The following is a 24808-nucleotide window of genomic DNA, read 5'->3' on the forward strand; positions in this document are numbered from 1 at the left end:
TCGCACACTCCTCCAACTTTTATAGACGCAAAACAAAACCAACAACAGAAAACCAACACATGACCGCACGAATCATTCTGCAACTTGCCGCTTTGCTCGGCGCATTAGGCGTAGGTATTGGCGCTTTCGGGGCACACGGCCTGCGCCCGATGCTAGAAGCCTCCGGCCGCTTCGACACCTTTGAAACCGCCGTGCGCTACCAATTTTACCATGCCTTGGGGTTGCTGGCAGTTGGCATTTTGCTGCACGTCCGGCCCGAGTTGCGGTTGCTGAGTACTACCGCTTGGCTGTGGCTGGGTGGGGTGGTGGTGTTCAGCGGCTCACTCTACCTGCTCTGCTTCACGGGCATCACCAAGCTAGGCGCGGTAGCGCCTATCGGCGGCCTGCTGCTCATCGCCGGCTGGATTACGCTGTTACTTGCAGCCCGGCAGGTATAAGTGGGTTGTCATACTCCTTGCCAGAAAAAAGAGCGGCCCGCTGTATGCGGGCCGCTCTTTTTTCTGGCAAGGAAGAGCAAAGAGGCTTACGACTTCTTTTTTGCCTTCATTTTGCCGTCGTCAACCTTCAGCTTGGTCTTTTCGCCAGCGGCGGCAGACTCAGTCTTTTCCATTGACATGGTAGGCGCAGCGTTTTCTTTTACTTCGCCAACCACTGATACCATAGCGTTGCCAGCGGCCGAGTTCGACTCCACTGTCAGCACTTTGTTTTGCATGCCCACTTTGCCGGCCGTGTTGAAGTTGGCGGTGATAGTGCCGGTTTTGCCGGGCATTACGGGGTCCTTAGTCCACTCAGGCGTGGTGCAGCCGCAGCTTACCTGAATGTTGGAAATTACAAGCGGCTGAGTGCCGGTGTTCTTGAACTTGAAGACGTGCGTTACCACTTCACCTTGCTTGGCGGTACCGAAATCGTACTTCATTTCTTCGAACTGAATCTGTGGGCCAGCGGGCTTCACCTGGGCATTGGCAGGCTTAACGGCGGCCGTCTGGGCCTGGGCAGCGAAGCCAGCGCAAGCCAGCGACAGGGCAAGTACGAATGCTTTTTTCATGAGGTGGTACTGCGTTATGAGTTGAGATAAACAAAAATACGGGTTTCAACGGGCGTGGCAAGTTGAGTGCCAGCTTTGTTATACAGCAGGTGCACGCAACACGAAGATAGACATATAGCCTGTATGGATTGTTCCTGACACAGCACCTAAAACAAAACAGGACAGGTGAATACCTCTTCCAAAAGCTATTTAAGCTATTTAAAAAGGTGCCCGGCCTTGCTGAAGAAACTAATCCTCCGGTTTTTCTGCTAACAACTTCCGATTGAAATTCAACAGAAACAGCTTCTCCGAAGCTCGGGTAACGGCCGTGTACAGCCAACGCGCAAACTCGGAGTTTATCGTGTCTTCCTTTAGAAAACCATGGTCCACGAACACAGCTTGCCACTGCCCACCCTGCGCTTTGTGGCAGGTAAGGGCGTAGGCAAACTTCACTTGCAGCGCATTGAGAAACGGGTCTTTGCGCAAGGCCGCACTTTTGTCGCGCTTGGTGGTGAGGTGGTCATAGTCCTTACCAACGGCCTCGTATAGCTCTTTGCTACGGTCGACGGGCAGGGCCGGGCTTTCGGTGTGCAGGGTGTCGAGCAGCAGCTTGATTTCCATATCCGGCTCGTCGGGGTAGTCCACGAGCCGTACGCGGGCATCGGCAAAGCGGAACCCGAACTCCTCGGTGCGCCGAATGATTTTCACTACCTGCACAAAGTCGCCGTTGGCTAGAAAGCCCATTTCCGAGTCTTTGGGCAGCCAGAAGTAGTTGTTGCGCACCACCATCAAGTAGTCGCCCGACTCGATTTCGTCTTCCGCTTCAAACAGCACCCGCCGAATCATTTGGTTGTACTGGTTGGCGTTCTTGTTGGAGCGGCAGATGATGGTGGTATTCTCGTGGCCGAAGTTCTTGTAGGCCCAGCGCAAGCCGTCTTCCAGCTTGTCGCCGCCCATCTGGAACAGGTCGGGGTAGCCGCGCGTCACGAACTGGATATTGGGCTGCTCTTGCCGCAGTTCCTCGCGCAGCACGGTGGCGTTCATCAGGATGCCCGACTGCTCGGCCTGGCGCATCACCTGGCGCAGTTCCACCCCGTCTACGGTGGCCCGGAAACGGTGGCGCAGCAGTTCGGGGTCGAGGGCGGGGCTCAGCAACTGGCCCACCGGGGGCAGCTGGGCTGTATCGCCGATGAGCAGCAGGCGGTTCGAGGGCTTCTCGAACACGTAATTCATTAAATCATCGAGCAGGCCATTTTCTCCGAAAGCTTTTTCATCGGAAATCATCGAGGCCTCATCCACGATGAAGAGCGTGTCCTGCGCGCGGTTGGGCTGGCGCTGAAACGAAAGCCCCTGGGACGGCGTGCCGCTGGTTTGGCGGTAAATTTTCTTGTGAATCGTGCTGGCCGACACGCCGGCGTAGGCGCTCATCACCTTGGCTGCCCGGCCAGTGGGCGCCATCAGCACGTACTTGCGCCCCAACTTGTGCAGCCACTGCACTAAGGCACTGACTACGGTGGTTTTGCCGGTACCAGCGTAGCCGCGCAGCACAAACGCTTTGCGACCGGGCAAGTCATCTTTCAGAAACCCATCCAGCTTCTGAAATAGCGTGGACTGGTCCTGCGTAGGTTCGTAGGGAAAATGGTCGCGGACGGAAGGGGTTCTGACGGAAAGCATGAGTAGGTAAAAAGAAGCAGGCCGCAGGGCCTTTTAATCAAGCAAGGCTGGATTGACCTCACTAATAAACTGCTGCAAGAACAGCATTTCGCGCCTAGAAAGTCCCGCACGGTGGCCACTATCCAAGGCCATTTGCCGGAAGTTAGCCAAAGCCTGAACCCAATTTTCTTCTGTGGACATATTGGCGCTGATTCCCTGGACAACCGCTTGGCGCAGGCAGGCTTTGGGGTGTCGCTCCAGGTAGCGCAGCGTCAGCATGGACTGCTGCGCCCAAATAGCGGCGGCGGCCTCGTTGATGCCATCCGTAAGATACCCATCACTCTGGCAATAGATGGAATCCAGGAATTGCAAGGCCCCTACCGACCTTTCAACTGCTACCTGCTGCTGAAGCTGATAAATCCCCGCTAGCACTAGGCTATCGTCGGGCGGAGGCGGCGGGGCCAGCAACATGGAAGAGGATGCAGCAGTAGGCGGATTTTGGCTGGATACCGTTTGCTCTGATTGACACCCTGCAAGGGCTAAGATGAATAACGCTGAAAGAATAATCTTCATAGCTGCTCAGGCTTTTCCCTACCCAAATTACTCATATTCCTATTTCCCTAATTGTTACTGCGGCTCTACTACGGCCATGGTAGCCGTAGCCTTGGCAATCAGCAGGTCATCACACCAGACTTCGGCCTCGCAGAAATGCAGGCGGCGGCCGGCTTTCAGCACCCAACCGACGGCTCGTAGCTTCTGGCCCACGCCGGGGTGCAGGTAGCTGGTTTTCAGCTCCACCGTTACCACGCCGGTATTGTCGGGCACGAGCGTAACGGCGGCAAAGCCGGCTGCCAGGTCGGCCATGGTAGCGGTGAGGCCACCGTGCACGAAGCCGCGCTGCTGCTGGTGCTGCTCTTGGAGCATTAGTTCGGCCTCCACCCGGCCGGGCTCAATGCGGGTGAGGTCGGCGCCAATCAGGTGCATGAAATGCTGGCGGGTGAGTTTGCGGCGGATGCGGGCTTCGAGCGAATCGTAGGCGGGCTGGGGCGTAGTCGGTGTAGTCATGGAAGCCAAAGGTCGTTATTCGTTTTTGGTTGTTTGTTTTTCGATATTCAGGATACCCAAGGCGACCTGCCGAACAATCAATAATGAACAACCAATACCAACCATGGACTATCTTTTGACTGGGGCGCTGGGCCTGGCGCTGGCAGCGTGCAGTGGCTTTCGGGTATTTGTGCCGTTGCTAGCGGCCAGCCTTGCGTATCATACGGGGCTGCTGCATCCGTCGTCAGGATTTGCGTGGCTAGGAAGCTGGGTGGCGGTGAGTGCCCTGGGTACGGCCACGGTGCTGGAAATTCTGGGCTACTATTTCCCGGTGGTTGACAACGTGCTGGACACGATAACGACGCCTGCTTCGTTTATAGCCGGCACCGTGCTCATGACCGCCTCCCTTCCCGACCTCGACCCTGTCGTGCGCTGGGGTTTGGGCGTGCTGGTCGGTGGCAGCACGGCGGGTATCATCCAAACGGGCACTACGCTGCTGCGCGCCGGCTCAACGGTGGGCACGGCTGGTCTTGGCAATCCGGTGCTGGCTACCGTCGAAAACACGCTGGCTGTGCTCGGTACTGTGCTGGCCCTGCTGCTGCCCCTGCTGGCGGCTGGTTTGGGGCTGATACTAGTGCTGTATATTGCCACCCGGTTGCGGCGGTGGCGGCAGCGCCTCAGGGGCCGTAAACCAGCTCCGGTTACTTAAAGCTGAACTTGTTATCGAATTACACCCCACTGAATGTCCGCTCCTGATTCTGCTCCTGCCCGTCTGCCTATCAACTCTTATACTGGCCTTGTACGCGTACGCGTGTGTGGCCTACTGGTGCAGGGAGGCGCGCTGCTCCTGACTGCTCACCGCGGCCTTCTTCCCGATGATGCGCCCTTCTGGTCGCCGCCGGGTGGCGGCTGGCAATTCGGCGAAACTATTCAGGACTGCTTGCGGCGTGAGTTCCGGGAAGAAACTGGTTTAGATGTGCTGGTAGGCCGCTTTCTGCATCTGCACGAGTACGGTAGCGCCGATTTGCAAGCGCTGGAACTGTTTTTTGAAGTCACCCCCGAAGACGCCACCGCAGTACCTCGCCTAGGCCACGACCCCGAGCATCCCGCCGATGCGCAGCTGCTCGCTAAGCTTGCCTTCGTAGAGCCGCGCCACCTTATCCGGCTGCCCGCAAGCCAGGTACATCCCGTCCTGCGCCAGATCATCAGCACCGACGACGTGTTCATTCCGCAAATTCGGTTTCAACGCTAGCTGCTCCTCCTATTCTGAGCGGGCGGGTAGGGGGTGAAGTGGGGTTTTGTACCTTTGGCCTCTTCCCTACCCCTATTTGCCCGTGGCTTCCACTTCCTCCGTTTCCACTGCTATGTTCGTTTCTTCGTCGCAACTGCCGGCCCCAACGGCCCTGCACCGCCTCCGCGACGAAACGCTGGACCCCACTACCCTGGCCGCTTACAACCTGTACCTCACGGTGAGCCCGGCCGGGTTGCGGGTAGGCGTGGCCGATGTGCGCCGCAACAAGTTTGTGGTACTGGAAGACTACGCGCCGCTGGCTGCTACTTCCTACGGCGGCCAACTGCAAGCCCTGGCCGCCCATCATGATTTGGTTGGCAAAACCGGCTGGAACCATGTTCGGCTGTCCATCCAGAATCGGCATTTTACGCTGCTGCCCGCGCCGCTCGTGCGCCCCGGCGACGAGGCTACTTACCTGCGCCTGCATCATACCGTAGACATTCAGCACGAAACCGTATTCTCGTACACCCACGCTAGCCTGGAATTGGCTAGTGTATTCGCCGCCGAAAATGTGCTGGCTAACTGGTTCCGGTCCACTTATCCGGCCGGTACGTTGCTGCACCAGACCAGCGCGCTGCTTGAAGGCCTCATTCATCAGAGCGAGCCTACCGCTGCCCGCCGCTTGTACCTTAGCATTGGCCACCATGAGCTAACCATAGCCGTTATCCGCGACAAACGCCCAGAGTTTTGCAACGTCTTCGCTTTCAGCTCGCCCGAAGACCTGATTTACTACACCATTCTGGTGATGCAGGAGCTCCAGCTCAACCCCGACCAGGACCCCGTCATCGTATGGGGCGACCTAATGCACGATTCCGAGCTATTCACCATCCTGCGCAAATACATCCGCCATATCAAGTTCGGCAACCGCCCCTTCGACTTAAGCTACAGCTACCGCCTCAACGAGCTGTTCGAATATCGTTTCTTCGAGCTCTATAGCCTTCACCTATGTGAATAATTCTGAATTATTAATTCTAAATTCTGAATAGATCAGCTATGAAGTCGAATGCTATTCGTGATAAATCTTTTGCATTCGCTTCGAGAATTGTCAAAGTGTACAGGTATTTAATAAAGGAGCAAAACGAATACATATTATCTAAACAGCTGCTGCGTAGTGCTACTTCTATCGGCGCTAATGTTGAAGAAGCATTGTCGGGAGTTTCCAAGGCTGACTTCATCCATAAGCTATCTATTTCAGCCAAGGAAGCGCGTGAGGCATCCTACTGGCTGCGTCTGCTTCATGATAACGGATATCTTAAATCTACCGCCTTTGATTCTTTACATAGTGAGTGCGTAGAATTATTAAAAATAATTAACAGCATAATACTCACCAGCAAAAACGGCACGGTATAATATCGAAATACTAATGCTCACAAGAATAATTCAGAATTCAGCATTCATAATTCAGAATTAATGAAAATCGCCTTGTTTCCCGGCTCTTTCGACCCATTTACTAATGGCCACTTGGATGTGGTGCGGCGGGGCACGCTTCTGTTCGATGAAATCATCATTGCTATTGGCAACAATAGCAGCAAGACCCGCTACCTGCCTGTGGAGCAAATGATAGGCATGATAGAGGAAGTGTTTCGCGACGAGCCGCGCGTGTCGGTACGGGCCTACAAGGGTCTGACGGCCGACTTCGCCAGGGAAGTGGGTGCCCGGTACCTGCTGCGCGGCTTACGCAACACCACCGACTTCGAGTACGAAAACACCATTGCGCAAGCCAACCGCCACGTTAACCCCGAGTTGGAAACCGTATTCTTGATTACCTCTCCCACGTTGGCGGCCATCAGCAGTACCATCATCCGGGAAATTCACCGCTTTGGTGGCAACGTGGACAGCTTCGTACCCTTCCAGTTGCCCCCGGTTGAGGGCTGAGAAGTAGAAATAAAAAATGGCCGGTCGTTGAACGTCCTCGTTATGAGTCGTTCAACAACCGGCCATTTTTAATTCCTACTTCTTAATTTTTAACTGAAGATGACCCTGCCATTTCACTTAGATAGTGGCGCATGACCAGGGCTATACTAGCGTAAGACGACTCCAGAACGGCTAAGGCTTCTTGCGGCGTCATCCAGCGTACTTCTTCGATATATTCTTCGGCCTGTGGCTTCATCAATGTATCGTCGAGGCAGCGCATGACGTACCAGTTGGTTTTCTTAAGGATTTTATTGCCGTTGTAAGCATAGGAATGCCAGGTACTCGGTAGTTTGTCGCCTAGCTCTACCGTGATGTTGCACTCCTCCTCTACCTCGCGCAAGGCGCCAAGGCCAGGATCTTCATCTTTTTTTAGTTTGCCTTTCGGCAAATCCCATTTACCAAGCCGGTAAATCATCAGCACCTTGCCTTGCTTCACCACGAGGCCACCAGCGGCTTTCACGATGCGAAACTGGTCCTTTAGGTGCAGGATGAGGCGGCTTTTCTTGCGCGCCAGCATGGTCAGCGAAGTTAGTTTCTTCAGCTTTTTTACTTCCATCAGTCGCAACAGCCGGTCCACAAATACGTCGGTAACGTCGCGCACCAGCACGTCGCCCACCAAATCTTTGGAAGTAAACTCGTCTTCCGGATTCAGAATCAGGTCGTACTTGTGCTTGTATACTTTCTCGCTGTTCTTCTTGATAATCAGCGGAATATCGTTGATGAAAACGTTCATCGCGGGGTAAACTGGAGGGCTACAAACTAGGAGAAAGGCAGGCCGCGGCCCACTGCAAAGCACAACATAAATCTTGGCAAACAAAAGAGCAAAGCGAACGGGCAAGATACGGCCCCCCGCCAGTTGAGTTGTTGGCGGAGGCAATATAGTGAATGAGTGAAGTGGTGACCGAGTGAAGTAGCCTACGCCAGCAAGGAGCCGCGCCGTAAAGTCCTTCACTCTTCACTCATTCACCGTTTCACCGCTTACCTTCGCGCGATGAAGAAAATCGGTCTGCTCTCCGACACGCATAGTTACCTCGACGAGCGAATCTTGCACCACTTGCAAGACTGTAACGAAATCTGGCACGCTGGCGACTTCGGCACGGCTGCCGTAGCCGAACAGCTCGCAACGGTAGCTCCGTTGCGCGGCGTCTACGGCAACATCGACGGCCGCGACGTGCGCGACACCCAACCGCTCGTGCAAGCCTTCGATATCGAAGGGCTGCGGGTGTTGATGACGCACATTGGCGGCTACCCCGGCCACTACAGCCCGGCTGCCCGGCCCTTGCTTCAGCAGGAGCGGCCTGGCCTGTTCATCAGCGGCCATTCCCATATTCTTAAAGTCATGCCCGACGCCAAGCTAGGCTTGCTGCACCTGAACCCGGGCGCGGCGGGCCGCCACGGCTTTCACAAAGTCCGCACCCTACTGCGCTTCGCAGTGGCCGACGGTAAAGTGCAGCAACTCCAGGTGGTTGAACTCGGCCCGAAGTAGCTGGCGCGAGTGAAAGAAGGTGGCTGATTAGTACGATACCGCAGCAGTTCGGCCTCGGTGAAGTCAGCCAGAAACCGTGTGGCTAGGCTGGAGTCATCCTTATAAGACTTTAGAGCCCAGCAAATAAAAAAAGCGTTCTTCCAGGGTAGGAAAAACGCTTTTACCTGTATCAGCCGACCGACGCCGGTGGCGACTGAACTTTAGAGGGCAATTTCGGGCTTGGGGTGCTCACCTTCTTGGCTGTCTTCGTTTACTGGCTTGGTTACAGCTTCAGCATCATTGAAGGATTCGGCATTTTCGCTAGCAGTATCGTTACCGCCTACTACGCTCTGCACTTTCTCAACAATGTCGCCTACAACTTCTTTGGCTTTTTCTACCACTTCGCTGTGGCTGACGGTATCTACGACCTCTGCCGCTACCTCTTTCACTTTGTCAATGGTTGAGGTGGCAGCCTCTTTAGCAGAAGAAACCCGGCTAGCCGCCCCGTCCTTAGTAGGAAATTTAGCTTTCAACTCCTCGATATCCACATTCTTAAGAACGGGAGTTAATAGCAATTGCTTGATGACGGTCTGCTTGTTATTAGCGCGGGCAATGTTCTTGCGGTGCTTGCGCTTCAATCGGGTAGTGCTCATTTTTTCCGGGTCGGTTAAGGTCTTTCTGTAAAGGAGGGGCAAAAGTAAGTCATAAATTTGAAACCGGAAAACCTTTCCTTTTTTACCTTCTCCCCTGATGATGAATTCGTTGATTGATTTACGCTCTGATACCGTCACGCGTCCTACTCCCGCCATGCTGGAGGCTATGTTTAAAGCGTCCGTCGGCGACGACGTATACGACGAGGACCCGACGGTGCGGGCCCTGGAACAGGAAGCCGCCGCCCGGTTTGGTTTAGAAGCTGGCTTGTTCTGCCCTTCCGGCACCATGACCAACCAAATTGCCATTAAGGCGCACACCGAGCCGCTGTCGGAAGTGGTATGCGAGCAAAACTCCCACATCTACTTGTGGGAAGTAGGCGGCATTGCCTTTAACTCGGGGGCCTCGGTGGCGTTGCTGCCCGGTGAGCGGGGCCGCCTCACAGCCGCGCAAGTGGAAGCCGCCATTCGGCCCGTAAATGTGCATTATCCTACCACCAGCCTGATTTCGCTCGAAAACACGCACAACCGCGGCGGTGGCAGCTGCTACGATTTAAGTGAGTTGGAAGCCATTGCCGAAGTAGCGCAGCGCCACCGCATTCCGCTGCACCTCGATGGCGCCCGCATCTTCAACGCCCTAATTGCCACCGGCCAGCAAGCCACCGACTACGGCCGCATTTTCGACACTATTTCCGTCTGTCTGTCGAAGGGTTTGGGGGCACCGGTGGGCTCGGTGCTACTCGGGAGCAAGGCGTTTATTCAAAAAACCAAGCGCATCCGCAAAGTACTTGGCGGTGGCATGCGACAAGCAGGCTATTTGGCCGCCGCAGGCCTCTACGCTCTCGAACACAACGTCGACCGCTTGGCCGATGACCACCGCCGTGCCCAACAGGTAGGCGCTACGCTGGCCCAGCAGCCCTATGTGGCCGGGGTGATGCCCGTTGAAACCAACCTCGTGATTTTCCGCCTGAAACCGGAAATGCCCGCCGAGCAGTTTCTGGCGCGGCTAGAAGAGCACGGCATCAAAGCCGCCTCGTTTGGCCCTCAAATGATTCGCTTTGTCACGCACTTGGATATTGATGATGCCATGATGGCGCGCCTTCATGAGGCGCTGGCTATAGAGCAATAAATTCTGCAGGAATATTTCCTTCCGCGAGGCTAACATTTTGCCTCTGCGAACATTCATTTGCGGCCAGGCACCCTCCGGTGGATTGAAGAGACCTATCAGCGCCTCCCACAACTTACCGGAGGACGGCCTCTCGTCTTATTATTGCTGCTCATACTGAGAGGGGTTTGCCGTCGTGTTTTCACACTTTCCACGGATTTGTGTCTATTGCGCTCATAATACCCTTCTCCCCAATTAATGAAACGATACAACATCCTTGGCCTACTGATAGTAATGGCCGCCTTTTTCGGCTACTATAGCTCTCCACAGCTACCTAGCCCAATCGGATTGATGATTCCGATACTGATTTCGTCGTTGCTTGCTATTGGGCGAAGGGGTATTGGGGCGTCTAGGGTAACAATAGTTAGCCGACTGTTGCGAGTCGTCAATTTTCATGCAGTTTTGATGCAGGTGATGCTGAGCTTCCTATTGTTTCAGGCGCGGTGCCTTCCGGGAGTGGTCGTTAAGAGGTACTACTTATCATAACCTTCACCCTGCTGTTTTTCTTGTACCTCTGTTTATGAACCTTTTTGTGATTGGCGATGTGCATGGCTGCTTTCACACATTCGAGAAGCTGCTTCAGCACTGGCAGCCCAACGAAGAACTCTTGGTTCAAACTGGCGACTTAGTGGACCGGGGCAACTTTGCCCCGGAGTGTGTGGGCTTGGCCATGGAACTGGAGGAGCGCTTTCCGGGCCGCACCGTGTTTCTAAAAGGCAACCACGAAGCCGCCATGCTCACCCACTTTGGCCCGCGTGGCCCCTATCCGCCCTGGCTGGAATGGGGTGGCCGCTACACCGCGCAGCAGTATAGCGGGCGTCGTTCTTTGCTTGTCTCGCACTTGGAGTGGCTAGGCCGCCGCCCCCTGCTTTGGGAAAACACTCACCTGCTCATTAGCCACGCCGGCATCGCCGACACCCCCAATCCGCTCGACGAAGACCACCCCGATGGCATTCTGTGGCGCCGGGGCCCGTTGCTTAATGTAGGGAAGCGGCAGGTAGTTGGGCACACCCCTACCCCCTATGGCGAACCTACCTATGATGCCCAAGCGAATGCACTCAACGTTGATACCGGCGCTTACTTAGGGCAAAGACTTGCGGGCGTACTGCTTTCGCAAACCGGAGAGTTTCTCGATGAGTATCTTGTTCCAACTATTCCTATTGATATCAACTAAGCAGTACTAGAAAATCCTTTTGGTTTGTTCTTCCCAGAAGACCGTCATGCTAAGCTCCACGAAGCATTTCGCGTGCTGAGTTTGCCGAAGTAATTCAATTACTACTCGAGCGAGATGCTTCGCGGGGCTTAGCACGACAGGTTGGAATTTTGAATGCTGCTAGGCAGCAGTCTTGTTCGCATAGTGAACAAGGACGCTACCTTTCGGTAGTTATTTCTCTGCGTTTTTCCCTCGCCTATGCCTTCTGCGCCGCGTAAGCCTGCTTTCCCACCTACTTTGCCAATCAGCAGCTCGGCGGCCGCCCTGGCGCACCTGCGCCGGGCCGATCCGGTGCTGGCTCTCCTAATCGAGCGGGGCCAGCCCATTCAGCCTTCTGCCCACGAGGACCTGTACCTGGCGCTGCTCCGGGCTATCGTCAGCCAGCAGATTTCAACTAAAGCGGCGGCGGCTATCTGGCGCAAGGTGCAAGCCTTGTTTTCGCCCGATGGCTACCCCGAGCCGGCTGCCCTGCTTGCTATGACCGATGAAGACTTGCGTACGGCTGGCCTATCGCGTCAGAAAGCCGGCTACTTGCGCGCCATTGCCGATTTTGCCCAGCGCGACCAACTCGACCACGCCCACCTAAGTCAGCTTTCCGAGGACGACTTCACTCGCCACCTTACTCAAATAAAAGGAGTAGGCCGCTGGACTGCGCAAATGCTTCAAATGTTTGCCCTCGACCAGCCCGACGTATTTGCCGAAGGCGACTTGGGCGTTCAGAATGCCATGCGTAAGCACTACGGCCTGGAAGAAACCGGCAAAGCCCTGCTCCGGCGTATGACAGAAATTGCAGAGCCCTGGCGTCCCTATCGTTCGTTGGCTTGCAAGTACTTATGGCAATCTTTAGATAATAAGCCCGCTGCCTAGCTGTACCACAATTTTTGCGGCGCGTTAAGACCAGCTACTCGTCTAGTTCTCCTGAGCGCTTTTGGTCGAAATACGTTACAACCATGGCCACTACGGCGGCCATGTACGGCACACAGAAGCCGAACGCCATCCACCGCCACAACGACCGGTCGTTCATGTGAGCAATGTAGGCGGTGATAAGCGCCGAGGGAATGCACAGGAAAAGCAGGGCGCAGATAATATCAACTAGCATAAATGGGTAATTAAACGAGTGGCTACTGATATGAGTCGGGGATTTGCCGCAACTGCTTTGCCGGGAGCCAACCTTCCGGCTTCAACTTCGGGTAAAACCAAGCGGCGCCGCCAGCCAACCACGTAGCCCGGTACTGCCGAGCACTATCGGGGGTGTAATCTTCGTACCCAAACTCAACTCCGCAACACTCGCAGATGCTATAGTCAGGGGAGTTCCCGTCTGGTCCCCACGGCGACTGATCGTAATCGAGGCCGCACACTCGGCAATACCATATAGTCATGGGTTTTGTTATGAAAATACCATTTCCAGCACAGGCAGTACCTCGTGCTACCATCTTGGTTCTAGCGTACTTTTCCTCGTTTCACTAGGTACGCATACAACACCTTATCGAACGGCTCTCGAATATCAACTGGCACGAAGTCGATCTTGTATTGCCCGCATCTAAGCACGAGTTCGTGTTCATACTTTTGCATGGCGGCGCGGTACTGCTCGCGCACCTGCGAGGGCTGCAGTTTTACGGTTTCGCCGGTTTCCAGGTCTTCAAATACATAGGGCCGATCCTGGAACGAGAAATCCGCTTCAGTGGCGCGGTCCATAATATGGAATAGCAACACTTCGTGGTTCTGGTGCCGTAGGTGTTGCAGCGCGGCCAGCGTGGCCGTCTGCTCTTCGGGGGCCCGGCCTAACATGTCGGAAAACAGCACCACCAACGAGCGTTTCGGGATTTGCTGCGCAATAGTATGAATCACGCCCGACACATCGGTGGTGGCACGGCGCGGTGTGGGCGGGCGCTCCAGCAACTGCTGGAGGGTGAGCAACAGCGTATGGCGGTGGGTGCTGGTACTGCGCACTTGCGTCTGTAGTTCCACTTGGTCGGCGAAGGTGACTAGGCCCACGGCATCACGCTGTTTTTGCAGCATAGTGGCAATGGCCGCGGCGCATAATACCGCAAAACACAGCTTATCGTGGCCAGGCGCGGGGTAATACATACTCGGGCTTACATCGAGTAGTAAGTGGCAGCGCAGGTTGGTTTCTTCTTCGTAGCGCTTTACAAACAGCTTATCGGTACGGGCAAACACCTTCCAGTCGAGGTGGCGGGTGCTCTCGCCGGGGTTGTAGAGGCGGTGTTCGGAAAACTCAACCGAAAAGCCATGGTAGGGTGACTGGTGCAGACCCGTGATAAACCCTTCAACAAGCTGGCGGGCGAGGAATTCTAGGTTTTCGAAGGAACGAACGGCGGCCAGGTCGAGCGGCTGAGACATAGGCGGAAGATTCAAAAACCAAGCACACGGAAAAATACCTGGTTAGCGGAATATTTAAAGCTACGAATTCGCTTCGGGAAATCCCGAAAACGTGGTTCTGCGTCTAAAAACGCAGCTTTCGAGGATAACGAATTAGGTTACTAAACAAAGATACCCGAGGGTGGTTCAAAAAAGCTGCCCTTCAAATTTTTATATCTGAATGGAAGCACGTATTTTTCGGAGAACTTCAATCATCTTAGAATAATAAAACTTTATAGAAGGCCCTGTGGAAGACCGTCACGACCAAGAAGAAATTTATTCGCAACGTATTAAGGCTGGCAAACGCACGTATTTCTTCGACGTGAAAGCCACCCGCGGGCAGGATTACTACCTGACTATCACGGAAAGCAAACGCAAGCTTCGCGACGACGACACCTTCTCTTACGAGAAGCATAAAATCTTCCTCTACAAGGAAGACTTTTTGAAATTCGTTGACGCGCTGCAAGACGCCGTGGAATATGTGCGTGAGGAGCTGCTAACGCCTGAAGAGGTAGCCGAACTGGACCGTCCGCGGCCTGCCTACGACCATCATGAAGGCGACAATGGGTTTGTTAATCCCAACCGCACCGATGACCATTACTAAGCCTTAAATCTACTTTTACCGAAACAATTCTTACTCAATAATCTAGTCTCTCTGTTTGGCGCGCACCGACCTTCGAGTTGGTGCGCGCCATTTTTTTAGCGTGATGTAAGCGTCTAGTACATCAGGTAATAATATGGCTATTAGGCTTGCCCGTGTAAGTGGGGTCATGCAGCCAACAGCCGCTTTCAGATCTAAGTGGACTTCGCGCTACAGCTTACTGTCTACCGCGTCTAAAGACTCTCCTTGTGCCTCTAATGCCTTTCTTACTGATTGCTTAGGCAGGTTGCGTGCCATTCTTGCTACAGTTAGGTCTTGTTGCAAATGGTTGGGGCATCTATCCTTGTGGGAACTGCCGCAGCAAAGCCGCTTAAAACGCCGTACCTTTGCACCCGAATTGGGCGGTTTAGCACGATTCACCTTTTCACTACTTCACAACTTCACTATATGGGTCTCCGCTGCGGTATCGTCGGCCTGCCGAACGTCGGCAAATCCACGCTTTTCAACGCTCTTTCCAACGCCAAAGCCGAATCGGCCAACTATCCTTTTTGCACCATCGAGCCAAACGTGGGCGTGATTACCGTGCCCGACGAGCGGCTTCAGATTCTGGAGGCTCTGGTAAATCCGAAGCGGGTACTGCCTACCATCATCGAGTTTGTGGACATTGCGGGCCTCGTGAAGGGTGCTTCGAAAGGCGAAGGACTTGGCAATAAATTCCTGGCCAACATCCGGGAGGTAGACGCTATCATTCACGTTATCCGCTGCTTCGACGACCCCAACATCGTGCACGTGGCGGGCGGCGTCGATCCGGTTTTCGATAAAGACGTTATCGACACCGAGCTGCAAATCAAAGATTTAGAAAGCCTCGATAAGAAGCTGGCTAAGTCGGAGCGCAGTGCCAAGAGCGGCGATGCACAGGCGAAAAAGGAAGTAGCGGCCTTGCAACGTTTTAAAGAGGCTTTGGAAGCCGGCCAAAACGCTCGGGCCGTGCAGGCCACGCCCGAAGAGCTGGAGGCCGTAGAGGATTTGCAGCTGCTCACTATCAAGCCCGTTATCTACGTGGCTAATGTTGACGAGGCCAGCATCACGAACGGCAACGCGCATACGGCCGCGCTACAAGCTCACGTAGCGCAAGAAGGTGCTGAGGTAGTACTGGTATCGGCCGCCATTGAGTCGCAGATTGCGGAGATGGAAGACCCGGAGGAAAAGGAAATGTTCCTGGCCGAATACGGCCTCACTGAATCCGGCTTGAACCGCCTGATCCGTGCCTCCTACTCCCTGCTCAACTTGATTACGTACTTCACGGCGGGCGTGCAGGAAGTACGCGCCTGGACCATCCACAAGGGCGACAAGGCTCCCCAAGCGGCTGGCGTTATCCACTCCGATTTCGAGAAAGGCTTTATCCGCGCCGAGGTGATCAAACTAGCCGATTATCAGGAGTACAAGACAGAAGTGAAGATCAAGGAAGCCGGTAAAATGGCCGTTGAAGGCAAAGAGTACGTCGTGCAGGACGGCGACATTATGCACTTCCGCTTTAACGTCTGAACGCGGATTTTACAGATTAACTCGGATTGGTCGGATTTTGTGGACGATTACTGTTGGGGTGGTCCTATGAATTGCCCCGAGGGCTTCATAGAGCCACTACTCGCGGAACGACGGTCCATTAGTGCTTATTCTGAACCGAATTTTTGAAGAAAACCTAACACAGCAATTTCTTCAGTGGCAGCTAGTAACTTAAATGCCCCGGCCGGGATTCGGTCGGGGCGTTTTTGTTTGCTGATAGAGCGAATAATGGCGGAACTCTATCCTGATCCAGCTTAGTCAAGTCTGCATTGGTACTTGATGTTCGACACTACATTCTGAGTGAACGTGAAAGTATAGACCTGAAACTGTTCTGTATCCGCGACAGTAGCAACAGTCGACACTTTCTGTTTAAACGCCTTTTCAAATGTCTGCTTGCTCGCTCCAACGTGTATTCCTCTGGCTAGTTGCAGCGTGTTAGCTCCCGTTGAAAAAGAAGTGATAAATGTCCTTGATGGCGTCTGGTAGAATATATACTTGTCTGTTCCTAAAGCATAAGTTATTATAAAGTCAGTCTGCTTCGGATCATGTGCATTTGCCTGCCTTCTCTTGCTAAGTAGCACGGGGTGATATTTTTTAGAAAAGGCCCAATCTCCAGGTAGGATGCGTTGACAAAGCTGTCATTATAAATTTCTGTTTTTTTCCGGGCACTTCGAGCAAAAGAGAACAAACCGCTAAGTAACAGCCCAATAAATAGCATCGTAAGCGCAAGATGGTTTCGTATCATACCAAAACTTGTTAACAGATTACCGAAACACAGCATCAATTGCCACTTCCACGCCGCAAGCCGGGTCGCGCAGGACGCCGCTGGTTACTATGGTAGGAGCCTGGTTAGGCAGGAAGAGGTAGATGGAACGTAAGCTCGGTACTACTAGCCACGCTGATTGGGTACCGCTAGGAAAATAACCTTCTCGAATTTTAGCAATCAAGAAATCCAGCGACTGAGTGGGCGAGAGAATTTCAATGGCGGTAATAGGTGGCGAAGGAAAACGTATCACATCTTTCTCCCAGTTGTATTCCTGCTTGAGCAAGATAGCCACATCGGGTTTGAGACGGCCCGCGCTCAACTCAAATTCCAACTCAGGCAGAATGTCGTATTTGTCTTCATAGGCCGACAGTAGCACACTCAGCCGATAAGTGAGGCGCGAATGATTGAATGACATGGCTTCTTCGAGTACAACCTCGGTTTCAATAACTTCGATGGCCTGAGTTTGCATAGTAGAAGGCTTTTACCAAAGATAATTTATTTCCCTACCACCTTATACAGCATTCCGGCAGACAGCTTATCGGTGGTTTTCATACCGTTCAAGATGGCCAGCTCCTCATGGCGCTTGGCGGGAATGCCGTTGGCGGCCAGCGCTTGGGCTAGCGTTTGGCCAGCTTTGGCAGTTTTGATGCGGACTTTCTCGGGCTGGCGGTTGAGCTTGCTGGCATCGGTGAGGCGGCGGAAACCCTGCGCTACATTCTGGAAGGCACCGCCGTAAGTGTTTGTGGTACCGGGGCCGCAGAGACCCACGAGGGCATAGAGGGTTTGGCCGTCCTGGATGACGTAGGACAAGGTGCTGGCCGTCACGCTCTGCTGGCCAGTTTGCTGGTCCTGCCCTACCTGGTCGCCCTGAATGGTAATGGCGGGGAAGTTATTGATGGTGGTGCGGGTGGCCTGGGCGTTTTGTAGTTTCAGCTGCTGAGCGAGGGCCTGGGCAGTTTCGTCGAGGGACTTGTTGCCGGCGGGCAGCAGAATCATCACAGCCTTGCCGTTGGGCTCGGCCATCTGGAACTGGCTGGGTGAGTTCTGCGACTTCCAGCCCTGCGGCACCGGGAACTGGAACTTGAGGTCGGGGTGGTAGAACACGCTGTTTTCCACGTAGCCTTCGCGCGGATTGTCGCCGTAGGGCAGGCCCTCAATCATGCGTAGGTATTGGTCGCGGTTGGTGGCCAACTGGCGGCCGGCTTGCTGCTCGGCCTGCTGGGCAAGCTTTTTCACGTTCGTATACCGGTCGGCGGAGTTGGGGTGCGACGACAGAAAGGAAGGTACGCTGGCGGCGCCGCTGCTTTGCTCGGTGCGCTGCAAGGTCAGGAAAAAGTCGGCCATAGAGGCTGGGTCGTACCCGATTTTGCTGGAGTATTTCACCCCTAGCTGGTCGGATTCATTTTCGTCGTCGCGGCCGTACTTAAGCAAACCTAGGCCTACCACCTGGGAGGCGGGCTGGGCAATAGACGCCACGCGCTTCGAGAGGAGAGAACCCAACAAAATGGCCCCGTTGGCAATGGTAGAACGGGTTTGCTGCTTCTGGCCGTGGCGGGCCGTGATGTGGCCGATTTCGTGGCCGAGCACCCCGCTGAACTGCGCCTCGTTGTTGAAATGCGCCATAATGCCCCGCGTAAAGTACACGTGGCCGTCGGGGGTGGCGAAGGCGTTGATGATGGGCGAATCGACGATGGTAAACCCCTTGACATCGGCCGGCCGGTCGGAAATCCGACCCATCTGCATGCCTTTGTTGTCGATGTAGCTCTGAAGGCCCGTGTTGTTGAGCAGGCCGAATTGGGCAATTACCTGCGGGTCGGGCTGGGCCCCTTGCACTGGGGGCGGGGCCGGTAGTACCGCGGATTCGGTGGCGGCCAAGTGCGAACCAGCCAGCGGCAGCAGAAGCGCTAGGGTAAGACCAATGCGCAGAACGGGAGTGAGAGTGAGTTGCATAAGAAAGGGAGTAGAGCGAGAAATAGTTAGGCCTGCAACGAACCTCAGCTACGCAAAGGTTACGCGGCCAGCTTGCTGGCTTCCTAACTACATACCCATTGTCGTGCCAGCTTATACCACGGCGGTAGCAACAACCTAGAAATTGACGTTTGGCGGCCTCTTTTATGGCCGCTGATTTACGTCCAGGGACTGGTAGCCAATCAGCAAATCGGCGCGGGTGCCGGGCGGACGATAATACACGAGCAGATCGTATTGATTTTCGGCTTCCTGGTGGCTGCCCTCCCATACGACACTGTTGGGGCCTAGCGGGGTTTGGGTGGCGTAGATGTAGTTGTAGTAGCCTTGTTTGACCAACGCCTGGCCGGTATAGAGCTGCGTCTCGGGATTGTAAGTTAGCTTGAACTCGTCTTTGAACTGCCAGTCGGTGAGGGCGCCGAGCACGTAGACGGGGCCGGGGGCTGGCTGCTCGGCTTTCAGCTGAAACGTGACGTTGAGGTAGTCGGCGTTGGTGGCGCCGTTGCCGTACTCACGGCTCTCAAATACGCGCTGGCCGTTGATGTCAGCGAACTGAGAGTACGCCTGGGTGCCCCGGGAAGCGTCGAGTTGGAGCAGCGCGGTGCGGGGCGAGGCGGTAGCGTCGATCTGGGACACCCCGATGCCAAGCGAGCGGAACGTACGGAGGTCGAAGAAGCGAAACTCGCCAAGCGCTGGAAAGGCGTTTTCGAAGTTGAAATACTGGTAGTCGAGTTGGCGGTCAACATCGCGCACAAAGGTGGGGCGCAGGCCATACTTGGCGTTGTCCCACCGGAAGTTTTGGCGCAACACCACTTTCACTTCCTGAGCAGGATTTACCAATTGCGAGTTATAGCGAATTCCGAAGTCGATTTGCTGCAACGTGTAGCGCTCGGTGCCGCCTACCGGGATGCCTTGCTTCATAGAAATCTGCACGCCGTTTTCGTAAACCAGTAGCCGCCGGCTCAGCAGCGGTGTGCCGCCCGTGCCTTGTACTACGAGCAGGTAGTTGCCCGAGAGCTTCACCCGCGGTACTTGCAGGCGGTAGTGGAAATACGGGACTTTGGTGTTGACGGAGGTGCGGTAATTGGTAAATAGAAACTCGTTTATCTCGCTCAGGAACTGCATGTCCGTGAGGATGGAAGGTTTCCAGTCGACGTCGCAGTGCAGGAGCTTGGCCGTGAGGCGCTGGCTTTGCTCGCCTACCACATCAAACTCCAGTGTAATAGGCAGCTCCTGGGTGATGGGCACGACGGGCGGCGTAAAAATTTCATTGGTACTGCCCGACGCCACGTAGCACTGCACAGAGCGCACATTGGGGTCGTAGATGTAGTCTTGGTAGCGTAGGGTACGGTCGGCGTAGTACTCGGGGGGCTGTTGGCCGGCTCCGGCAGGCCGGCGGGCAGCGTTGGGGTCGGTGATGGGCGTACCAAGCGGAACGCAGGCAGAAGCTATTAACAGCAGGAGGAAGAGGTAAGAGTAGCGGGGCATAAGGGCGAATGTAGCGCGAACTTTCAATTTATAGCTAGGGAGAAAAAGTGGGCAGGCTGGCAGGATAACGTTATTGAACGCGAGTTCATATAGCCTTAATATAGACGTAAACCAGAAGAAATAGTACATCTCGAAATTGCGACCTAAATTAACAGCATAAGAATCCTATGAGACAGACTCCTACCCTCCTTTTAGCTGCTTTGCTCGGTGGCGGACAAGCCTTGGCGCAGACCACCTGCCCTACTCTCCCCAACGACTACATCAGCCAGTTCACGTCGGTGATGCCTTCTACGCAGCCGCAAGATTTGCGCATTCCCTCGACCCATACGTTCCAGATGTTGGTGCAAGGGGGCAACGCTTATTCGACGCCAGCCGATGGCAACGTGAAGGAGGCTTTCGACTTTACCGGCTATGTTCCCATTGATGCGAGCAGCACCAACGGCTACCTGTCTATCAACCATGAAGGTTCCTCGGCGGCTACCTCGGGCGTGAGCATGTTGAACTTGAATTTCAACGCGGCTACTCGGCTGTGGAATGTAACGGCCAAAAACCCGGTAAACTTCGGCCCTGTAGTTGGCACCTACAACAACTGCTCGGGCGGCGTTACGCCTTGGAACACCATCATCACCTGCGAGGAAAACACGCCCACGGCTGCGGGTCAGGTTACCGACAGCAACGGGGACGGCTACTTCGATTTTGGCTGGAACGTGGAAATTAACCCCGCTACCCACTCCGTACGCGACCAAAACGGCGACGGTACGCCGGACAAAATCTGGCGCATGGGCCGGATGAAGCACGAAAACGTAGTAGTAGCCGCCGATAACCGGACGGTGTATGAAGGTGCCGACGATGGAGCCGTCAACAGCTTCGTGTATAAGTACGTGGCTAATACTGCTGGTCAGCTTGCCAACGGCACCCTGTACGTGCTGCAACTCAATGGCCCCATTGCCACGGCTACTGGCGGCACCTGGATTCCGGTTCCGAACAGCACGCCTGCCGAGTGCAACAACACCACTGTCGCGGCCTTGGCTTTGGGTGCAACCAGCTTCAACGGTGTGGAAGATGTTGATATTAACCCCCTAACCGGCCAGATATACTTCACGGCGAAAGGCCCCGGCACTACGTACCGCTTCACCGACTCTGGTACGACGGGCACCACCATCAGCAACTTCGGCGTATTCGTCGGCAACTCGCCGGGTGTCACCAACCGCACCTACGCTATCAACTACGGCAGCGGCACGATAATGGAGCCCTGGGGTACCGGCAACGACAACCTGACCTTCGACTCGCAGGGCAACCTGTATATTCTGCAGGATGGCGGCCGCAACCACGTGTGGCTGGTGCGCCCTTGCCACACGCAGGCAAACCCGGCCGTAGAGTTGTTCGCCGTAACACCCGCTGGCTGCGAGCCGACCGGTATGACCTTGTCGCCCGATGAAAAGTTTATGTTCATCTCTATTCAGGCCCCGGATCCGGCTAACACCCTCGCCACAACCGACGCCGCTGGTCAGCCCGTTGTATTCAATAAGTCCACCACCATCGTTATTGCCCGCAAAGGCGTACTAGGGGTTCCTTTGGCCACCAAAAATGGCCAGAAAGAAGTGGCAAAAGCGGATGTGTATCCGAATCCGGTGGGTGCTGAGCTAAATCTCCAGTTGACCCATGGTCAGAAAGAAGCTGCTACCCTGCAAGTGTTCAACACCGTAGGAGCCCGCGTATGGGAGCAGTCGGCGGTACTCAACCAAGGCGAAAACAACCTGAAGGTGCCCGTTAGCAAGCTGCGCAGCGGCCACTACAACCTGGTTATCAAAACCGCTACCACTTCCACCACTCGCCCTTTCCTTAAGCAGTGAGGCCTAGCCGAATCATCCTACTACTAGTAGTGCTGACTGTTGCCCTGCAAGCTTTGCGGGGCAACAGTTGTTTGGCCCAATCCGCTTCGTGTGCTACTTCAGCGGCCTTTACTTTAACGGATGCACTTAGTAGGCCAGGCTGCATTCAGGAACTAAACCTACGGGGCCAGAACCTGGAGCTACTGCCGCCTAACGTGGCGCAACTGTCGCGGCTGCGGCGCCTCTACGCCCACGAAAACCACTTGCGCCACTTACCCGAGGACATCACGCAGCTGGATAGTTTACGGGTGTTGTTCCTGAACAAGAACAGCCTGCTGGATCTGCCAGCCAGCATTGGCAAGCTGCACCGCCTCGGGCAGCTGCAAATCGACCAGAACTCTTTAACCGAATTACCCCCTAGCATCGGCGGCCTCGACAGCATGCGCTACCTGGTGTGCGCCTGGAACAACTTTGCCTCGTTGCCGGAGCAGCTTGGCAACCTGGCCCAGCTACAGTACTTCGATACCTCGCACAACCAGTTGCTTTTCCTGCCGGCATCGGTAAGCAAGCTGCGCGAGTTGCGCTACGTGTATCTCAACGACAACAAGCTGCAAACCTTACCCCCTCAGCTTGGGACGCTCAGTAAGCTACAGGAGCTAAACGCCAGCAACAACCAGCTAGAGCAATTGCCAGCCAGCATCGGAGACTGTCAGGAGCTGAAGATTTTGATCTTATCGGGCAACCAGCTGAAAAGCCTGCCCAAGAGCATCGGCAAGCTCGGTAACTTGGAAATGCTGATTGCCAACGATAACCAGCTGACGGCGCTGCCTCGTTCGGTGGAGAAGCTAAAGAAGCTGAAAACGGTTATTGTGAAGCGAAATGCCTTTACGCCGGAAGCCCGTCGGCAAGCAGAAGCTGCGCTACCGAATGCAAAATTCTTTTTTCAATGAACAGTCCTTTCTTTAGGTTTCAGGTGGTTGGCCGCCCGCTGCTGCTCGGGCTGGCGGTGCTGCTGTTCTCGTTTGCAGCGTTGCGCAAAACGCCCACCGAGCAAGTAAAGGACTACTACAGCAACCACCTCCGCCAGCTTCACGCCACCCTGTCGCGCTTCCAGGAAACCACTTACAAGGTTGATACTATAGCGCTGCGGGCGCAGTTTGCGGCGTGTCGGCTGGAGTACAAGCATCTGGAGTTTGCGGTGGAGTACTACTACCCGCACGCGGCCTCGCGCATCAACGGTGCGGCGCTACCCGAAACCGAGCCCGGCGAGCCCGGCGAAGTTGTTCCACCCACCGGCTTTCAGGTGCTGGAAGAATACGTGTATGCCACCCCCGACGACCGCGCCAACCGGGACCTAGTTCATCAGGAACTCGACAACCTCCTCTCCCAAGTGCGGCACCTGGAGCAGCAAGCGCCTTACCTAACCTTCTCCGACGCCGAAGTATTCGACGCTATACGCCTCAATTTATACCGACTGGCTGCCAAGGGCGTATCGGGTTTCGATTCGCCGGCAGCGCACGCCTCATTGCCCGAGGCAGCCGTCACGCTGAAAGCCAGCCGGGAAGTGCTGGTTATGTTTGATGTGCCGAAGACTTTAGTTGCGCAGCTAGAGCGCTCTGCCACCGTTGTTGCTGCCCCCAACCAGGACTTCAACAGTTTCGATAGAGCCCGGTTCTTTGTGCGCTACTTCAACCCAACCCTGGCAATGCTACGCCAGGCACAACTGCAGCTGCATGTTCCGTTTGTCGCCGCTAAGCGTGCCGTGCGGACTGATGCGGGTGGCTATTTCGTAGCCGATGCCTTCGACCCTGCCTTTTTTGCGCCCGCCGATGCCGCCGCCCCCACAGCGGCCGTGCTGGCTTTGGGCGAGGCCTTGTTCAAAGAGCCAGTGCTGTCCGGCAAAGCAGGCCGCTCATGCGCCAGCTGCCACGTGCCCGGCCGGGCCTACACCGATGGCCTGAAGGTGAACAGCTCGTTGCTGGCCGATGCCGCGCTGGAACGCAATACGCCCACCCTGCTCAACGCCGCCCTGCAACCCGACCAATTCTACGACAGCCGGGTGCACTACTTGGAAGACCAGGTACACGCCGTAGTGAGCAACAAAGCCGAAATGGGCGGTCAGCTTAACGCCGCCCCGGCCCTACTTCGCAGAAAAGGTGGTTACCCGAAGCTGTTCGCCCTAGCCTTTACCACCGAGAAGCAACCCATAACGGAGCGCAACATCCGCCGCGCTGTGGCGGCCTACGTCCGCTCCCTGGTGCGCCTCAACAGCCGCTTCGACCAGTACCTGCGCGGCGACACGGCCGTACTGAATTCGCAGGAAATCCTAGGTTTCAACCTGTTCATGGGCAAGGCGCAGTGCGGTACCTGCCACTACATGCCCCTCTTCAACGGCACCGTGCCGCCCCTCTACGACAAAACCGAAAGCGAAATACTAGGCGTGCCCGCTACCGCCGACACCCTCCACCCCAAGCTCGACGCCGACCAGGGCAAGTTTCTGCTCTACGGCATCATGCACCAAAAGCACGCCTTCAAAACGCCCACCGTCCGCAACGCGGCTCTCACCGCGCCCTACATGCACAACGGCGTGTACCAGACGCTGGAGCAGGTCCTGGATTTCTACAACAAAGGCGGCGGCGTGGGCATGGGCCTGGAAGTGCCCAACCAAACCCTAGCCGAGAACCGGCTAAACCTAAGCGCGGCCGAGCAACAGGCCATCATTGCCTTCATCAAGTCGTTGAGCGACGCGCCGGGAGTTGCGGATTGAAGTAACACCAAGCTCCAGCTTGGTGGGT

The 24808-nt window shown here is 55.3% G+C and carries 27 protein-coding genes; 15 read left to right on the forward strand and 12 right to left on the reverse strand.

From position 1 onward, the window contains the following. The first annotated feature begins 59 nt into the window (after positions 1–59). Positions 60–437 (forward strand): DUF423 domain-containing protein, encoded by a 378-nt coding sequence (locus tag VF639_RS12685; protein WP_331146280.1) that lies wholly within the window; start codon positions 60–62, stop codon positions 435–437. Between the two features lie 86 nt (positions 438–523). Here VF639_RS12685 and VF639_RS12690 read toward each other — a convergent pair whose 3' ends face one another. From VF639_RS12690 to VF639_RS12705, 4 genes are all read right to left on the reverse strand, one after another. Then, the gene (locus VF639_RS12690) at positions 524–1045 is read right to left on the reverse strand and encodes a DUF1573 domain-containing protein (RefSeq protein WP_331146281.1); all 522 of its coding nucleotides are present in this window, start codon (positions 1043–1045) and stop codon (positions 524–526) included. A gap of 228 nt (positions 1046–1273) precedes the next feature. Then, entirely contained in the window at positions 1274–2698 is a 1425-nt protein-coding gene (locus VF639_RS12695; RefSeq protein ID WP_331146282.1) for an ATP-dependent DNA helicase, read from the reverse strand. Between the two features lie 33 nt (positions 2699–2731). Next, on the reverse strand, positions 2732–3148 hold the full coding sequence (locus VF639_RS12700) for a hypothetical protein (protein ID WP_331146283.1): 417 nt from the start codon (positions 3146–3148) through the stop codon (positions 2732–2734). 156 nt (positions 3149–3304) lie between these two features. Next, on the reverse strand, positions 3305–3742 hold the full coding sequence (locus VF639_RS12705; RefSeq protein ID WP_331146284.1) for a PaaI family thioesterase: 438 nt from the start codon (positions 3740–3742) through the stop codon (positions 3305–3307). Between the two features lie 103 nt (positions 3743–3845). Between VF639_RS12705 and VF639_RS12710 the strand changes: the two genes are divergently transcribed. The 5 genes from VF639_RS12710 to coaD all read left to right on the forward strand — a co-directional run bounded on the left by VF639_RS12710 (position 3846) and on the right by coaD (position 6887). After that, positions 3846–4430 (forward strand): DUF4126 domain-containing protein, encoded by a 585-nt coding sequence (locus VF639_RS12710; RefSeq protein ID WP_331146285.1) that lies wholly within the window; start codon positions 3846–3848, stop codon positions 4428–4430. A gap of 33 nt (positions 4431–4463) precedes the next feature. Next, complete coding sequence (locus VF639_RS12715) at positions 4464–4973, forward strand: NUDIX hydrolase (protein WP_331146286.1); 510 nt, start codon at positions 4464–4466, stop codon at positions 4971–4973. Positions 4974–5055: 82 nt separating this feature from the next. Beyond that, positions 5056–5967: a DUF3822 family protein gene (locus tag VF639_RS12720; protein ID WP_331146287.1), complete on the forward strand. Its 912-nt coding sequence runs from the start codon at positions 5056–5058 to the stop codon at positions 5965–5967. 38 nt (positions 5968–6005) lie between these two features. Next, positions 6006–6362 carry a four helix bundle protein gene (locus VF639_RS12725; protein ID WP_331146288.1) on the forward strand — a complete coding sequence of 119 codons (357 nt, stop codon included), beginning with the start codon at positions 6006–6008 and terminating at the stop codon, positions 6360–6362. A 60-nt stretch (positions 6363–6422) separates the two neighbouring features. Further along, positions 6423–6887: a pantetheine-phosphate adenylyltransferase gene (gene coaD / locus VF639_RS12730; protein WP_331146289.1), complete on the forward strand. Its 465-nt coding sequence runs from the start codon at positions 6423–6425 to the stop codon at positions 6885–6887. An 82-nt stretch (positions 6888–6969) separates the two neighbouring features. On the opposite strand, the gene VF639_RS12735 is transcribed toward coaD, so the two are convergent. Further along, positions 6970–7659: an NUDIX hydrolase gene (locus VF639_RS12735; protein ID WP_331146290.1), complete on the reverse strand. Its 690-nt coding sequence runs from the start codon at positions 7657–7659 to the stop codon at positions 6970–6972. Between the two features lie 258 nt (positions 7660–7917). Between VF639_RS12735 and VF639_RS12740 the strand changes: the two genes are divergently transcribed. Further along, on the forward strand, positions 7918–8412 hold the full coding sequence (locus VF639_RS12740) for a metallophosphoesterase family protein (RefSeq protein WP_331146291.1): 495 nt from the start codon (positions 7918–7920) through the stop codon (positions 8410–8412). A 200-nt stretch (positions 8413–8612) separates the two neighbouring features. Here the strand turns inward: VF639_RS12740 and VF639_RS12745 are convergent, their stop codons facing one another. Then, positions 8613–9044: a hypothetical protein gene (locus VF639_RS12745; RefSeq protein WP_331146292.1), complete on the reverse strand. Its 432-nt coding sequence runs from the start codon at positions 9042–9044 to the stop codon at positions 8613–8615. Between the two features lie 97 nt (positions 9045–9141). Between VF639_RS12745 and VF639_RS12750 the strand changes: the two genes are divergently transcribed. The 3 genes from VF639_RS12750 (at position 9142) to VF639_RS12760 (ending at position 12286) form a co-directional block, all read left to right on the forward strand. Further along, positions 9142–10170, forward strand: coding sequence for a threonine aldolase family protein (locus VF639_RS12750; protein ID WP_331146293.1), 1029 nt, complete (start codon positions 9142–9144; stop codon positions 10168–10170). Positions 10171–10726: 556 nt separating this feature from the next. After that, positions 10727–11380, forward strand: coding sequence for a metallophosphoesterase (locus VF639_RS12755; protein ID WP_331146294.1), 654 nt, complete (start codon positions 10727–10729; stop codon positions 11378–11380). Positions 11381–11617: 237 nt separating this feature from the next. Further along, on the forward strand, positions 11618–12286 hold the full coding sequence (locus VF639_RS12760) for a DNA-3-methyladenine glycosylase family protein (protein WP_331146295.1): 669 nt from the start codon (positions 11618–11620) through the stop codon (positions 12284–12286). Between the two features lie 34 nt (positions 12287–12320). Here VF639_RS12760 and VF639_RS12765 read toward each other — a convergent pair whose 3' ends face one another. The 3 genes from VF639_RS12765 to VF639_RS12775 form a co-directional block, all read right to left on the reverse strand. Continuing rightward, entirely contained in the window at positions 12321–12518 is a 198-nt protein-coding gene (locus VF639_RS12765) for a hypothetical protein (RefSeq protein ID WP_331146296.1), read from the reverse strand. Positions 12519–12540: 22 nt separating this feature from the next. Next, positions 12541–12798 carry a hypothetical protein gene (locus VF639_RS12770; protein WP_331146297.1) on the reverse strand — a complete coding sequence of 86 codons (258 nt, stop codon included), beginning with the start codon at positions 12796–12798 and terminating at the stop codon, positions 12541–12543. A gap of 61 nt (positions 12799–12859) precedes the next feature. Beyond that, a complete protein-coding gene (locus VF639_RS12775; protein WP_331146298.1) occupies positions 12860–13780 on the reverse strand; it encodes a DUF58 domain-containing protein in 921 nt (306 codons plus the stop codon). Positions 13781–14045: 265 nt separating this feature from the next. Here VF639_RS12775 and VF639_RS12780 point away from each other — a divergent pair, with 265 nt between their 5' ends. Further along, positions 14046–14402 (forward strand): DUF3276 family protein, encoded by a 357-nt coding sequence (locus tag VF639_RS12780; RefSeq protein ID WP_331146299.1) that lies wholly within the window; start codon positions 14046–14048, stop codon positions 14400–14402. A 444-nt stretch (positions 14403–14846) separates the two neighbouring features. Then, positions 14847–15944, forward strand: coding sequence for a redox-regulated ATPase YchF (ychF, locus tag VF639_RS12785; protein WP_331146300.1), 1098 nt, complete (start codon positions 14847–14849; stop codon positions 15942–15944). 782 nt (positions 15945–16726) lie between these two features. Here ychF and VF639_RS12790 read toward each other — a convergent pair. The 3 genes from VF639_RS12790 to VF639_RS12800 form a co-directional block, all read right to left on the reverse strand. After that, positions 16727–17197: a Uma2 family endonuclease gene (locus VF639_RS12790; protein ID WP_331146301.1), complete on the reverse strand. Its 471-nt coding sequence runs from the start codon at positions 17195–17197 to the stop codon at positions 16727–16729. 26 nt (positions 17198–17223) lie between these two features. After that, positions 17224–18678 (reverse strand): M48 family metalloprotease, encoded by a 1455-nt coding sequence (locus VF639_RS12795; protein WP_331146302.1) that lies wholly within the window; start codon positions 18676–18678, stop codon positions 17224–17226. Positions 18679–18840: 162 nt separating this feature from the next. Further along, positions 18841–20181 carry a type IX secretion system plug protein gene (locus tag VF639_RS12800; RefSeq protein WP_331146303.1) on the reverse strand — a complete coding sequence of 447 codons (1341 nt, stop codon included), beginning with the start codon at positions 20179–20181 and terminating at the stop codon, positions 18841–18843. A 167-nt stretch (positions 20182–20348) separates the two neighbouring features. Between VF639_RS12800 and VF639_RS12805 the strand changes: the two genes are divergently transcribed. From VF639_RS12805 to VF639_RS12815, 3 genes are read left to right on the forward strand one after another with little or no spacing between them, the layout of a single operon-like run. Then, the gene (locus tag VF639_RS12805) at positions 20349–22034 is read left to right on the forward strand and encodes an alkaline phosphatase PhoX (RefSeq protein ID WP_331146304.1); all 1686 of its coding nucleotides are present in this window, start codon (positions 20349–20351) and stop codon (positions 22032–22034) included. Positions 22035–22063: 29 nt separating this feature from the next. Next, positions 22064–22963 (forward strand): leucine-rich repeat domain-containing protein, encoded by a 900-nt coding sequence (locus VF639_RS12810; protein ID WP_331146305.1) that lies wholly within the window; start codon positions 22064–22066, stop codon positions 22961–22963. Further along, entirely contained in the window at positions 22960–24780 is a 1821-nt protein-coding gene (locus VF639_RS12815; protein ID WP_331146306.1) for a cytochrome-c peroxidase, read from the forward strand. Before VF639_RS12810 ends, VF639_RS12815 begins: the two co-directional genes overlap by 4 nt. The last annotated feature ends 28 nt before the right edge of the window (positions 24781–24808 follow it).

Source organism: Hymenobacter sp., from assembly GCF_036387835.1.
Taxonomy (GTDB): Bacteria; Bacteroidota; Bacteroidia; order Cytophagales; family Hymenobacteraceae; genus Hymenobacter.